The organism is Kitasatospora sp. NPDC058965 (genome assembly GCF_042741245.1).
In the GTDB taxonomy this organism is placed as follows: domain Bacteria; phylum Actinomycetota; class Actinomycetes; order Streptomycetales; family Streptomycetaceae; genus Kitasatospora.
The window spans coordinates 1-11,395 of the sequence record NZ_JBHYKG010000279.1; the positions used below are offsets into that span (position 1 = coordinate 1).

Consider the following 11,395-nt stretch of genomic DNA (forward strand, 5'->3'; position numbering starts at 1 on the left):
TCCTCGGGGTGTTCGTCAGTCCGGTGCTGGCCGGCGCGTACGTGGTCGCCGACCGGCGCGCGGGCGACGGCCGGCGGGCGGCGGCCGGGGCCTGGGTGAACACCGCGTTCAACGCGGGCTCGACGGCGGGGGCGGCGCTGGCCGGGGTGGGGGCCGGGGTGCTGTCGCCGGGGGCCTGCTTCGCACTGGCGGCGCTGCCGGTGCTGGCGGGGGCGGCGGGGGCGGTCCGGTCCGGCACCCGGGCGCGGGCCCGGGCCGCGCGGGCGGGAGCGGCGCGGGCGAGAGCGGCGCAGGCGGGCTGATTCGCCGTCCCGCCTGCGCGTCGGTCCCTCCGAGCTTGCGTCAGGCCGGCGGCCGGGTCCCCGTCACGGTGGCGACCGCGAAGGCGATCTGGTCCGCCGTCAGGTCCGCCCGGGCCGTCAGGCGCAGCCGGGACCAGCCGTCCGGCACGGACGGCGGGCGGAAGCAGCCGACCGCCAGCCCGGCGCCGCGGCAGGCGGCCGCCCAGGCCACCGCCTGCTCGGGGCTCTCGGCCCGGACCGAGACCACGGCCGCGTCGGGGTCGCTGGCGATCAGGCCCGCGCGGGACAGCTCGGCCGACAGGGTGCGGGCGACCTCGCGGGCCCGGTCCGCACGGTCCGGCTCGGCGCGCAGCAGGCGCAGCGCCCCGAGCGCCGCCCCGACCGCGGCCGGCGCCAGCCCGGTGTCGAAGATGAACGTGCGCGCCGACTCGACCAGGTGACGGATCACCCGGGCCGGCCCGAGCACCACGCCGCCCTGCGACCCGAGCGACTTCGACAGCGTCGCGGTGGTCACCGTGTCCGGCGCCCCCGCCAGACCGTTGGCCGCCGGCGTGCCGCGCCCGCCGGGGCCGAGCACCCCGAGCCCGTGCGCGTCGTCCAGCAGCAGCGCCGCGCCGTGCGCCCGGGCGGCCGCGGACAGCCCGGCCACCGGCGCCGCGTTCCCGTCCACCGAGAAGACCGTGTCGCTCACCACCAGGGCGCGCGGCTGGGTGCGCTCCGCGAGCGCCTGCGCCACCGCGTGCGGCGCGGCGTGCGGCACCCGCCGCACCTCGCTGCGGGACAGCCGGCAGCCGTCGATCAGCGAGGCGTGGTTGTACGCGTCGGAGACGATCAGGGTGTCCGGGTCGGTCAGCGCGGTCAGCGCGGCCAGGTTCGCCGCGTAGCCCGAGGAGAAGACCAGCGCCGCCTCGACCCCGACGAACGCGGCCAGCTCCGCCTCCAGCTCGGTGTGCAGCGCCGTGGTCCCGGTGACCAGCCGCGAGCCGGTCGATCCCCCGCCCCACCGGCGGGCCGCCTCGGCCGCCGCCCCGGTCACCGCCGGATGGTGGGTCAGGCCGAGGTAGTCGTTGCTGGCCAGGTCGAGCACCGTGTCCGCGGCCGGCCGACTGTGCAGGGTACGGGTCAGGCCGGCGCGGGCCCGCAGCTCGGCGGCCTCGTCCAGCCAGTCGAAGACGGCGCCGGGGGCGGTGGGCCGGGCGGACACCTCGGATGCAGGGATCATGCTCCGCAGACTGACACGCGGCCGCTAGAGCGAGCAACGTAATCCACTGCACACCGGGGGCCCTGGCAGGTGCGCGCCGGGGTCGGCGCAGGTGAACGGTAGGGTGGGCAGGTGACCCTCCTGGACCTGATGCCGAAGCCGGCCGACCCCGACGCGCTGTACACCGCCTTCGCGGGGTGGACCGAGGAGCGCGGCATCACCCTCTACCCGGCCCAGGAGGAGGCGCTGATCGAGCTGTTCACCGGTGCCAACGTGATCCTGGCGACGCCGACCGGGTCGGGCAAGTCGCTGGTCGCCGCCGGTGCGCACTTCGCGGCGCTGGCCGAGGGCAAGCGCACCTTCTACACCGCGCCGATCAAGGCCCTGGTCTCGGAGAAGTTCTTCGACCTGTGCAAGATCTTCGGCACCGAGCAGGTCGGCATGATGACGGGCGACGCGAGCGTCAACCCGACCGCGCCGATCATCTGCTGCACCGCCGAGGTGCTGGCCAACATCGCGCTGCGCGACGGCGCCCGGGCCGACATCGGCCAGGTCGTGATGGACGAGTTCCACTTCTACGCCGAGCCGGACCGCGGCTGGGCCTGGCAGATCCCGATCCTGGAACTGCCGCAGGTGCAGTTCCTGCTGATGTCGGCCACCCTGGGCGACGTGCGCCGGTTCGAGACCGACCTGACCCGCCGCACCGGCCGCACCACCACCGTGGTCCGCTCGGCCACCCGCCCGGTGCCGCTCTTCTACGAGTACAAGCGGACCACGCTGCACGACACCCTGGAGGAGCTGCTGACGACCGGTCAGGCACCGGTCTACGTCGTGCACTTCACCCAGAAGGAGGCGGTGGAGCGGGCGCAGTCGCTGATGAGCATCAACATGTGCTCCAAGGCGGAGAAGGACGCCATCTCCGAGCTGATCGGCAACTTCCGCTTCACCACCAAGTTCGGCCGCAACCTGTCCCGCTTCGTCCGGCACGGCATCGGCGTGCACCACGCCGGGATGCTCCCCAAGTACCGCCGACTGGTCGAACGCCTCGCCCAGGCCGGCCTGTTGAAGGTCATCTGCGGCACCGACACGCTCGGCGTCGGGGTCAACGTGCCGATCCGCACCGTCCTGTTCACCGCGCTCTCCAAGTACGACGGGGTGCGGGTGCGGGTGCTGCGCGCCCGCGAGTTCCACCAGATCGCCGGCCGGGCCGGCCGGGCGGGCTTCGACACGGTCGGCCAGGTGGTGGCCCAGGCCCCCGAGCACGTGGTGGAGAACGAGAAGGCGCTGGCCAAGGCGGGCGACGACCCGAAGAAGAAGCGCAAGGTGGTCCGCAAGAAGGCGCCGGAAGGTTTCGTCAGCTGGACCGAGGAGACCTTCGAGCGCCTGATCGCGGCCGAACCCGAGCCGCTGGTCTCCCGGTTCAAGGTCAGCCACGCGATGCTGCTGGCGGTGATCGGGCGACCGGGCAACGCCTTCGAGGCGATGCGGCACCTGCTCACCGACAACCACGAGGAGCGCTCCGCGCAGCGCCGGCACATCCGCCAGGCGATCGCCATCTACCGCTCGCTGCTGGCCGGCGGCGTGGTCGAGCAGCTGGCCGAGCCGGACGCCGAGGGCCGGATCGTGCGCCTCACCGTGGACCTGCAGGAGAACTTCGCGCTCAACCAGCCGCTCTCCACCTTCGCGCTGGCCGCGTTCGAGCTGCTCGACCAGGAGTCCCCCGGCTACGCGCTGGACGTGGTCTCGGTGGTCGAGGCGACCCTGGACGACCCGCGCCAGATCCTGGCCGCGCAGCAGAACAAGGCGCGCGGCGAGGCGATCGGCGAGATGAAGCGCGACGGGATCGAGTACGAGGAGCGGATGGAGCGGCTCCAGGAGGTCACCTGGCCCAAGCCGCTGGAGGAGCTGCTCAACCACGCCTACGAGGTGTACCGCCGGGCGCACCCGTGGATCGGCGACTACCAGTTGCAGCCCAAGTCGGTGGTCCGCGACCTGTACGAGCGCGCGATGACCTTCACCGACTACGTCGGCCACTACGACCTGGCCCGCACCGAGGGCATCGTGCTGCGCTACCTGGCCGGCGCCTACAAGGCGCTGGAGCAGACCGTGCCGGACGACCTGAAGACCGAGGCGCTGAAGGACGTGATCGCCTGGCTGGGCGAGCTGGTCCGCCAGGTCGACTCCAGCCTGCTCGACGAGTGGGAGCAGCTCGCCAACCCCACCGAACCCACCGAGGCGGAGCAGGAGTTGGAGGCCAAGCCGCAGCCGGTCACGGCCAACGCCCGCGCGTTCCGGGTGCTGGTGCGCAACGAGATGTTCCGCCGGGTGGAGCTGGCCGCGCTCGAACACTACGGCGCGCTGGGCGAGTTGGACGGCGAGTACGGCTGGGACGCGGACCGCTGGGCGGACGCGATGGACGCCTACTACGAGGAGCACGACGACCTGGGCACCGGCCCGGACGCCCGCGGCCCGAAGATGCTGCTGATCGAGGAGGTCGAGGAGGACGGCCTGTGGCGGGTCCGGCAGATCTTCGACGACCCGGCCGGCGACCACGACTGGGGCATCAGCGCCGAGGTCGACCTGCACGGCTCGGACGACGAGGGCCGCGCGGTGCTCCAGGTCACGGCGGTCGACCGGATGGACGGGGCCGGCGCCTGACGGCGGCGGGATCCGGCGAGGGGCGCCTGACGGTCCGTCAGGCGCCCCTCGCTCACATCCAGTTGAAGAAGGCCGCCGCGGCGGTGTAGGAGGCCACCCGGGTCGCCTCGGCCAGGTCCGGATCGTCGGCGCCGGCCGGCGCGTGCCCGTCGGCGAACCGCGAGCTGGTGACGGTCAGGAAGTGCCGCACCGTCTCCACCCGCGGCGGCAGGTCCGCCTTGCCGCCGGGCGCGGCCGACGGGGTGGCGATCGAGGAGTCCGGCAGCACGAAGGTGAACAGCCCCGCCTGGTCCTTCACCAGGGCCGCGGCCTTGGCGGCCTGCTGGTCGTCGGCGAACCGCAGCACGGTCACGCTGGTGAGCACCTTGCCGTCCGCCCGGCTGAAGCTGACGGCCAGGTAACCCTGGCAGCCGGAGTCCTTGAGCACGTTCTTGGCGGGGTCGCGCAGCGTCTCCGCGCAGTCGTTGCCCTGCCGGCCGCCGGACCGCCGGCCCTTGTAGTTGTTCACCTCGACCGGCTTGGCGGCCGGGAAGTAGCCGTCCACCGTGAACGGCACCGGGTCGGTCGCCGAGGTGGGGGCGGGGCTGCCGACCACCACGATCTGCCGGTCCTTGCTGGACGGGCCGAGCCCCGGCAGCCAGTCGCCGGGGTGTGGACTGGAGACCACGAACCCGCCCGCCCCGAGCACCACCACCACGCCGCCCCAACCGAGCAGCCGGGTGCGCCTGGAGCCGCCCCGCGCACCGTTTCTGACGTGCCCTGGAGTCGGAGCCGGCTCGTCGGGTATGGAGCGCGAATCGCCCTGCGTGGTCATGCCGCAGATTGTATGCAGGATCACGCCCGCGCAGGTCAGTGGGGATCTCCTTGACCGCACCGGCCAAGGGGTCGGACGCGAACCATCTGTGCAGCTGCCACTGTGACAACTTGCACACCCTTGGCAGGATCTTCTGGCCGATTCGCTATGGCGCCGCTCTAGCTCGTACAGGCAGGATCAGCTTCATGGATCTGCTCGACACTCTCACCGCCAAGGGCCTGAACCGCGAGCTCCCCACCCGGGAGGAAGCGCTGGCCGTCCTGGCCACCACCGACGACGAGCTGCTGGACGTGGTCGCGGCCGCCGGCCGGGTGCGCCGGCAGTGGTTCGGCCGCCGGGTGAAGCTCAACTACCTGGTCAACCTCAAGAGCGGGCTCTGCCCGGAGGACTGCAACTACTGCTCGCAGCGGCTGGGCTCGAAGGCGGAGATCCTCAAGTACACCTGGCTGAAGCCGGAGGAGGCCGCGCAGGCCGCGGTGGCCGGGGTGGCCGGCGGCGCCAAGCGGGTCTGCCTGGTGGCCAGCGGGCGCGGTCCGACGGACCGTGACATCGAGCGGGTCGCCAGCACCATCGGTGCGATCAAGGAGCAGGAGCCGGGCGTGGAGATCTGCGCCTGCCTGGGCCTGCTCTCCGACAACCAGGCCGAGCGGCTGGCCGCCGTCGGCGTGGACGCCTACAACCACAACCTCAACACCTCCGAGGGCACCTACGGCGACATCACCACCACCCACACCTACGCGGACCGGGTGGACACCGTGCAGAAGGCGCACGGCGCGGGCCTGTCCGCCTGCTCCGGCCTGATCGCGGGCATGGGCGAGAGCGACGAGGACCTGGTGGACGTGGTCTACGCGCTGCGCGAGCTGGGCTCGGACTCGGTGCCGGTCAACTTCCTGATCCCGTTCGAGGGCACCCCGCTGGCCAAGGAGTGGAACCTCACCCCGCAGCGCTGCCTGCGGATCCTGGCGATGGTCCGGTTCGTCTGCCCCGACGTCGAGGTGCGGATCGCCGGCGGCCGCGAGGTGCACCTGCGCAGCCTGCAGCCGCTGGGCCTGCACATCGCCAACTCCATCTTCCTGGGCGACTACCTGACCAGCGAGGGCCAGGCCGGCCAGGCCGACCTCGACATGATCAAGGACGCCGGCTTCGAGGTCGAGGGCCAGGGCGAGATGACGCTGCCTCGGCACCGCGCGGACGTGTCGGCCGCCGTCGGCGGCGGGTGCGGCGGCGCCTCGGCCTGCGGCTCGCACGAGACGGCCGCCGAGACCGCCGCGACCGGCTGCGGCGGGCACGCGGGCGGTGGCTGCGGGCCGTGCGGCGACGCGCACGCGGCCCCGGCCGAGCAGGGCGACACTGTGGAGCCCGTCGCGGAGCAGCCCGCCGCCGACGCCGAGCCCGGTGAGCTGCGCTCGGACCTGGTGAAGGTGCGCCGCCGCGGCGCCGGCACCGAGCTGGCCCCGAACGCCTGATGCCGCACCAGAACCCCCGCACCACGTCCCCCGGCAGCGCGGCCGCGAGCGCCACGGCCGCGACCGCCTCGTCCGCCGACACCGCGGCGCTGCTCGCGCTGGACCGCGCGCACGTCTGGCACCCGTACGGGCCGATGCCCGGCAAGGTGCCGTCGCTGCTGGTCGAGTCGGCCTCCGGCGTCCGCCTGCGGCTGGCCGAACCGATCGGCGGCCACCGGGAGTTGGTCGACGGCATGGCCTCCTGGTGGGCGGCCGTGCACGGCTACAACCACCCGGTGATCAATCAGGCGGTGCGCGAGCAGCTGGACCGGATGAGCCACGTGATGTTCGGCGGGCTCACCCACGAGCCCGCCGTCCGGCTCGCCACCACGCTGGTCGAGATCACCCCCGAGCCGCTGCAGCACGTGTTCCTGGCCGACTCCGGCTCGGTGGCGGTCGAGGTGGCGATGAAGATGTGCCTGCAGTACTGGCAGTCGACCGGGCGGCCGGAGAAGCGCCGGGTGCTCACCTGGCGCGGCGGCTACCACGGCGACACCTTCCACCCGATGTCGGTCTGCGACCCCGAGGGCGGCATGCACCAGCTCTGGGGCGGGGTGCTGCCCCGGCAGGTCTTCGTCCCCGAGCCGCCGGCCGGCTTCGACGCCGAGCCGGACCCGGCCTACGCGGCCGAGCTGGCCGCGGCGATCGAGCAGCACGCCGGCGAGCTGGCCGCGGTGATCGTCGAGCCGGTGGTGCAGGGCGCGGGCGGCATGCGCTTCCACTCCCCCGGCTACCTGCGGCTGCTGCGCGAACTGTGCGACCGGCACGGCGTGCTGCTGGTCTTCGACGAGATCGCCACCGGCTTCGGCCGGTCCGGCGCGCTCTTCGCGGCCGACCACGCCGGGGTCTCCCCCGACGTGCTCTGCCTCGGCAAGGCGCTCACCGGCGGCTACCTGACCATGGCCGCCACGCTGTGCACCGCCGAGGTGGCCGACGGGATCAGCCGGGGCGAGGTGCCGGTGCTGGCGCACGGGCCGACCTTCATGGGCAACCCGCTGGCCGCCGCCGCGGCCAACGCCTCGATCGACCTGCTGCTCGGCCAGGACTGGCTGACCGAGGTGAAGCGGATCGAGACCGGCCTGCGCGACGGCCTGGCCGGTGCGGCCGGGGTCCCGGGCGTGGCGGACGTGCGGGTGCTGGGCGCGATCGGCGTGGTGCAGCTCGACCACCCGGTGGACGTGCCGGCCGCGACCGCCGCCGCCGCCCGCGAGGGCGTCTGGCTGCGGCCGTTCCGGGACCTGATCTACACCATGCCGCCGTACGTGACCGGGGACGACGACCTGGCCGCGATCGGGCGCGCCGTGACCGCCGCGGCGGTGGCCGGATGAGCCGCCTGCTGTTCGTCACGGGGACCGGGACCGAGGTCGGCAAGACCGCGGTCACCGCCGCCCTCGCCGCGCTCGCGGTGCGGTCCGGCCGGTCGGTGGCGGTGCTCAAGCCCGGCCAGACCGGGATGGCGCCGGGCGAGGCGGGCGACGCGCAGGAGGTGGCCCGGCTCGCCGGACCCGCCGTCACGCTGCGCGAGCTGGCCCGCTACCCCGAGCCGCTGGCTCCGGACCGGGCGGCGCTGCGCTCCGGGCTGCCGTTCCTGACCCTGGACCAGGTGCTCGACTGCGTGACCGGGCTGACCGCCGGTCACGACCTGACCCTGGTCGAGGGCGCGGGCGGCCTGCTGGTCCGCTACGACCGGGACGGGCTGACCCTGGCCGACATGGCCCGGGCGCTGGACGCCGACGTGCTCACCGTGGTGAACGCCGGCCTCGGCACGCTCAACAGCACCGCACTCAACGCCGAGGCGCTGCGCGCCCGGGGGCTGCGCTCGGCCGGGATCGTGATCGGCAGCTGGCCGGCCGAGCCCGACCTGGCGATGCGCTGCAACCTGGCCGACCTGCCGCTGGACGCCGGGGCACCGCTGCTCGGCGCACTGCCGGCCGGGGTCACCGCGGACCCGTCGGGCTTCGCCGACCGGGCCGCGGCGGCGCTGGCCCCGGCGCTCGGCGGGCACTGGGACGCGGACGAGTTCGCCCGGACCTGGGCGGCGTGAGCCGGGCTGTGTGAGCCGGGCTGTGTGAGCCGCTGACGGACTGACGGACCGGCGGGGGACGATCCTCGGGTCGGCCCGCCCGCCGGTCCGTCAGCCAGTCCGTCAGTCAGTCCGTCAGCGGCTTGACCCAGCGCCGCCACTGCTCCTCGGGCCGGTATCCCGCCGCGCGCCAGGCGTGCTGGCCGAGTTCGTTGTGCTCCAGCACCATCGCGTCCGCCCGCCGGCCGCCCAGCGCGGCGAACCGCCGCTCGGCGGCCGCCAGCAGGGCCGCGCCGATGCCGCGGCGCCGCTGCGCCGGGTCGACGGCCAGCCGGTAGAGCGAGGCGCGCCAGCCGTCCCAGCCGGCGATCACCGTGCCGACCACCGCGCCCGCGTGCTCGGCCACGATCAGCGCCTCGGGGTCGCGCTCCAGCAGCCGGGCCACGCCGACCGGGTCGTCCGAGATGGAGGTGCCCTCGGCCGCCCTGGACCAGAACTCCAGCAGCGCCGGGATCTCCTGCCGGGCCGCCGGACGGATGATCAGTTCGTTCATGGACCAAGTCCTACCACCGGCCCGGCGGACGGCTCAATCGCGTCTCGGAATCACTCCGACGGGTTCAGCCGCCAGACCGTGGTCCGCTTGACCGAGGCGTCCTCCAGGTCGGCCACCACCGGTACCTGGTACTCCGCCAGCGCGGTGAACCGGTGCCTCGGCAGGTAGGCCCGCCCGGGGTCGCCGACCACCACGGTGGCACCGCGGGCCTGCGCCCGCTCCAGGAAGGGCAGGAACCGGGCCGCCATCTCCCGCTCGTAGAAGACGTCCCCGGCCAGCACCACCTCGGCCGGGGCGCCGTCGCCGTCCAGCAGGTCCGCGGCCAGTGCCTCGACCGCGACCTCGTTGGCCTCCGCGTTGATCGCGATCGCCGCCACCGCGTAGGCGTCGATCTCCGCCGCCCGGACCCCGGCGGCCCCGCGCAGCGCGGCCGCGATGCCGACCAGGCCGGAGCCGGCCGCCAGGTCCAGCACGGTCCGGCCGGCCACCAGCTCCGGGTGGTCCAGCACGTACCGGGCCACCCCGACCCCGCCGGCCCAGGCGAAGGCCCAGAACGGCGGCGGCAGCCCGACCTCGCCCCGGGCCCGCTCGGTCGTCTCCCAGAGCTCGATCGCGTCCGTGGCCTGGTGCAGCGCGATCTCGGGCACGAACGGGACCGGGCCCAGCCGGGTGGCGGCACGGATGAACGCGCCGTCGGTCGGCGCGGCGTTCTCCAGGTGGCTCAGCATGCCCCGCAGCATAGGCTTCCGCGCCGCTCTCCGGCGGCCGCGCGCCGGTCCTGCGCCGGCCACGCGCCGGTCGGGCGCCGCACGGCTCGCACCCGAACCGGCCGCTCCCACCCGGTGCTAGGTCAACTTTCGATACCGAACCGGTCATGAGCTGCACAGATGCTCGCGGGCGGGAGTGGGCACGGCTAGGATCCGGCTGACGCCCCGCCGCCTGTGGAACTCCCTCGTCCTGCGACGGCTCGGCCGTCCCCACGGGACCAGGGGATGCCCGCGGGCACTCGACACCGCGCGCCGGGGCAGTCGCGCGACTGTGGAAAGGCAGCGACTTGGCGGATCGGCTCACCGGAGGAGACTCCTCGCTGCTGCGTCGGATCAACGCCGCGGTCACGCTGCGGGCGCTGCGCGACGGGCAGGCCGTCACCCTCACCCAGCTGGTCGGCGACACCGGCCTGTCCCGGCCCACCGTCGAGGGGGTGATCGAGGGCCTGGTCGAGTCCGGCCTGGTGGCCGAGGTCGAGCAGGGCCAGGAGAGCAGCCGCCAGCGCGGCCGCCCGGCCCGCTGGTTCCGGTTCCGCGCCGAGGCCGGGCACATCCTCGGCGTCGAGATCGGCGTGCACGCGATCCGGGTGGTGCTGGCGGACCTGGCCGGCCAACAGATCGGTTCCGACGCCCGCGAGGTGGACGAGGCGCTGGACGCCGAGGAGCGGGTGGGCGCGGTGCGCACCGCCGTGGCCGAGGTGCTGCGCAAGGCGGGCGTCTCCCGGGACAGCCTCTGGGCGGTCGGCGTCGGCAGCCCCGGGATCGTCGACAAGGACGGCTCGGTCCGCCTCGGCACCGCGATGCCCGGCTGGACCGGCCTGGACCTGGGCGCCCGGCTGCGCCGCTCGTTCCGCTGCCCGGTGCTGATCGAGAACGACGCGAACCTGGCCGCCATCGCCGAGCACTGGCAGGGCGCCGCGGTCGGCATGGGTGACGTGGTCTTCGTGCTGGCCGGGCTGAGCCCCGGCGCGGGTTCGCTGATCAACGGCCGGCTGCACCGCGGCTTCGGCGGCGCGGCCGGCGAGATCGGCGCGCTGCACCTGCTCGGACAGCAGGCCACTCCCGAACGGCTGCTCTCCACCAACGGCAAGCCGCTCGACCCGCTGGACGAGACGGCGGTGGGCCGGGTGCTGACGCTGGCCCGGGAGGGCGACGAGGTCGCCCGGGACGCCAAGGAGCGGTTCCTGCAGCGCCTGGTGCACGACGTGGCCGCGCTCGCGCTGGCGATCGACCCGCAGCTGGTGGTGGTCGGCGGCTGGGCGGCCGGGCTGGACGACGTGCTGGAGCCGCTGCGCGAGCAGCTCGCCCGGTTCTGCCTGCGGCCGCCGGAGGTGGCGCTCTCCACCCTGGGCGAGGACGTGGTGGCGCTGGGCGCGCTGCGGCTGGCGCTGGACCAGGTCGAGGAGCAGCTCTTCGCGGTGGACCAGCCCCGCTCCTGAGCGGTGGACCACTGCCGCTCCTGCGCGGTAGACCAGCCCCGCTCCTGAGCGGTGGACCACTGCCGCTCCTGCGCGGTGGACCAGCCCCGCTCCTGACGCCGTGCCCGCTCCGCGCGAGAGGCCCGCCCCGTTC

The 11,395-nt window shown here is 74.4% G+C and carries 9 protein-coding genes and 1 pseudogene; 6 read left to right on the forward strand and 4 right to left on the reverse strand.

The annotated features are described in order from the left end of the window. Nucleotides 1-302, forward strand: a pseudogene (locus ACFW1A_RS31970) (MFS transporter); the annotation flags it as partial. Between the two features lie 40 nt (nucleotides 303-342). Here ACFW1A_RS31970 and ACFW1A_RS31975 read toward each other — a convergent pair. After that, nucleotides 343-1,524, reverse strand: coding sequence for an 8-amino-7-oxononanoate synthase (locus ACFW1A_RS31975; RefSeq protein WP_380415056.1), 1,182 nt, complete (start codon nucleotides 1,522-1,524; stop codon nucleotides 343-345). A gap of 129 nt (nucleotides 1,525-1,653) precedes the next feature. Here ACFW1A_RS31975 and ACFW1A_RS31980 point away from each other — a divergent pair, with 129 nt between their 5' ends. Continuing rightward, nucleotides 1,654-4,161, forward strand: coding sequence for a DEAD/DEAH box helicase (locus ACFW1A_RS31980; protein WP_380415071.1), 2,508 nt, complete (start codon nucleotides 1,654-1,656; stop codon nucleotides 4,159-4,161). A gap of 52 nt (nucleotides 4,162-4,213) precedes the next feature. On the opposite strand, the gene ACFW1A_RS31985 is transcribed toward ACFW1A_RS31980, so the two are convergent. Next, nucleotides 4,214-4,975, reverse strand: coding sequence for a hypothetical protein (locus tag ACFW1A_RS31985; RefSeq protein ID WP_380415058.1), 762 nt, complete (start codon nucleotides 4,973-4,975; stop codon nucleotides 4,214-4,216). 185 nt (nucleotides 4,976-5,160) lie between these two features. On the opposite strand from ACFW1A_RS31985, the gene bioB reads away from it, so the two are divergent. The 3 genes from bioB to bioD all read left to right on the forward strand — a co-directional run bounded on the left by bioB (nucleotide 5,161) and on the right by bioD (nucleotide 8,524). Next, nucleotides 5,161-6,441: a biotin synthase BioB gene (gene bioB / locus ACFW1A_RS31990; protein ID WP_380415060.1), complete on the forward strand. Its 1,281-nt coding sequence runs from the start codon at nucleotides 5,161-5,163 to the stop codon at nucleotides 6,439-6,441. Between the two features lie 134 nt (nucleotides 6,442-6,575). Continuing rightward, the gene (locus ACFW1A_RS31995) at nucleotides 6,576-7,808 is read left to right on the forward strand and encodes an adenosylmethionine--8-amino-7-oxononanoate transaminase (protein ID WP_380415073.1); all 1,233 of its coding nucleotides are present in this window, start codon (nucleotides 6,576-6,578) and stop codon (nucleotides 7,806-7,808) included. Further along, the gene (bioD, locus tag ACFW1A_RS32000) at nucleotides 7,805-8,524 is read left to right on the forward strand and encodes a dethiobiotin synthase (protein WP_380415063.1); all 720 of its coding nucleotides are present in this window, start codon (nucleotides 7,805-7,807) and stop codon (nucleotides 8,522-8,524) included. Before ACFW1A_RS31995 ends, bioD begins: the two co-directional genes overlap by 4 nt. A 106-nt stretch (nucleotides 8,525-8,630) precedes the next feature. Here bioD and ACFW1A_RS32005 read toward each other — a convergent pair whose 3' ends face one another. Further along, nucleotides 8,631-9,056 carry a GNAT family N-acetyltransferase gene (locus ACFW1A_RS32005; protein WP_380415065.1) on the reverse strand — a complete coding sequence of 142 codons (426 nt, stop codon included), beginning with the start codon at nucleotides 9,054-9,056 and terminating at the stop codon, nucleotides 8,631-8,633. 50 nt (nucleotides 9,057-9,106) lie between these two features. Then, the gene (locus ACFW1A_RS32010; RefSeq protein ID WP_380415067.1) at nucleotides 9,107-9,784 is read right to left on the reverse strand and encodes a class I SAM-dependent methyltransferase; all 678 of its coding nucleotides are present in this window, start codon (nucleotides 9,782-9,784) and stop codon (nucleotides 9,107-9,109) included. Between the two features lie 326 nt (nucleotides 9,785-10,110). Here ACFW1A_RS32010 and ACFW1A_RS32015 point away from each other — a divergent pair, with 326 nt between their 5' ends. Continuing rightward, complete coding sequence (locus ACFW1A_RS32015; RefSeq protein WP_380415069.1) at nucleotides 10,111-11,262, forward strand: ROK family protein; 1,152 nt, start codon at nucleotides 10,111-10,113, stop codon at nucleotides 11,260-11,262. The last annotated feature ends 133 nt before the right edge of the window (nucleotides 11,263-11,395 follow it).

Excerpts from the sequence above, each read along its gene's own strand:
- ACFW1A_RS31975 (WP_380415056.1), bottom strand. The coding sequence starts at position 1,524 with ATGATCCCTGCATCCGAGGTGTCCGCCCGGCCCACCGCCCCCGGCGCC.
- ACFW1A_RS31980 (WP_380415071.1), top strand. The coding sequence starts at position 1,654 with ATGCCGAAGCCGGCCGACCCCGACGCGCTGTACACCGCCTTCGCGGGG.
- ACFW1A_RS31985 (WP_380415058.1), bottom strand. The coding sequence starts at position 4,975 with ATGACCACGCAGGGCGATTCGCGCTCCATACCCGACGAGCCGGCTCCG.
- bioB (WP_380415060.1), top strand. The coding sequence starts at position 5,161 with ATGGATCTGCTCGACACTCTCACCGCCAAGGGCCTGAACCGCGAGCTC.
- ACFW1A_RS31995 (WP_380415073.1), top strand. The coding sequence starts at position 6,576 with ATGCCCGGCAAGGTGCCGTCGCTGCTGGTCGAGTCGGCCTCCGGCGTC.
- bioD (WP_380415063.1), top strand. The coding sequence starts at position 7,805 with ATGAGCCGCCTGCTGTTCGTCACGGGGACCGGGACCGAGGTCGGCAAG.
- ACFW1A_RS32005 (WP_380415065.1), bottom strand. The coding sequence starts at position 9,056 with ATGAACGAACTGATCATCCGTCCGGCGGCCCGGCAGGAGATCCCGGCG.
- ACFW1A_RS32010 (WP_380415067.1), bottom strand. The coding sequence starts at position 9,784 with ATGCTGAGCCACCTGGAGAACGCCGCGCCGACCGACGGCGCGTTCATC.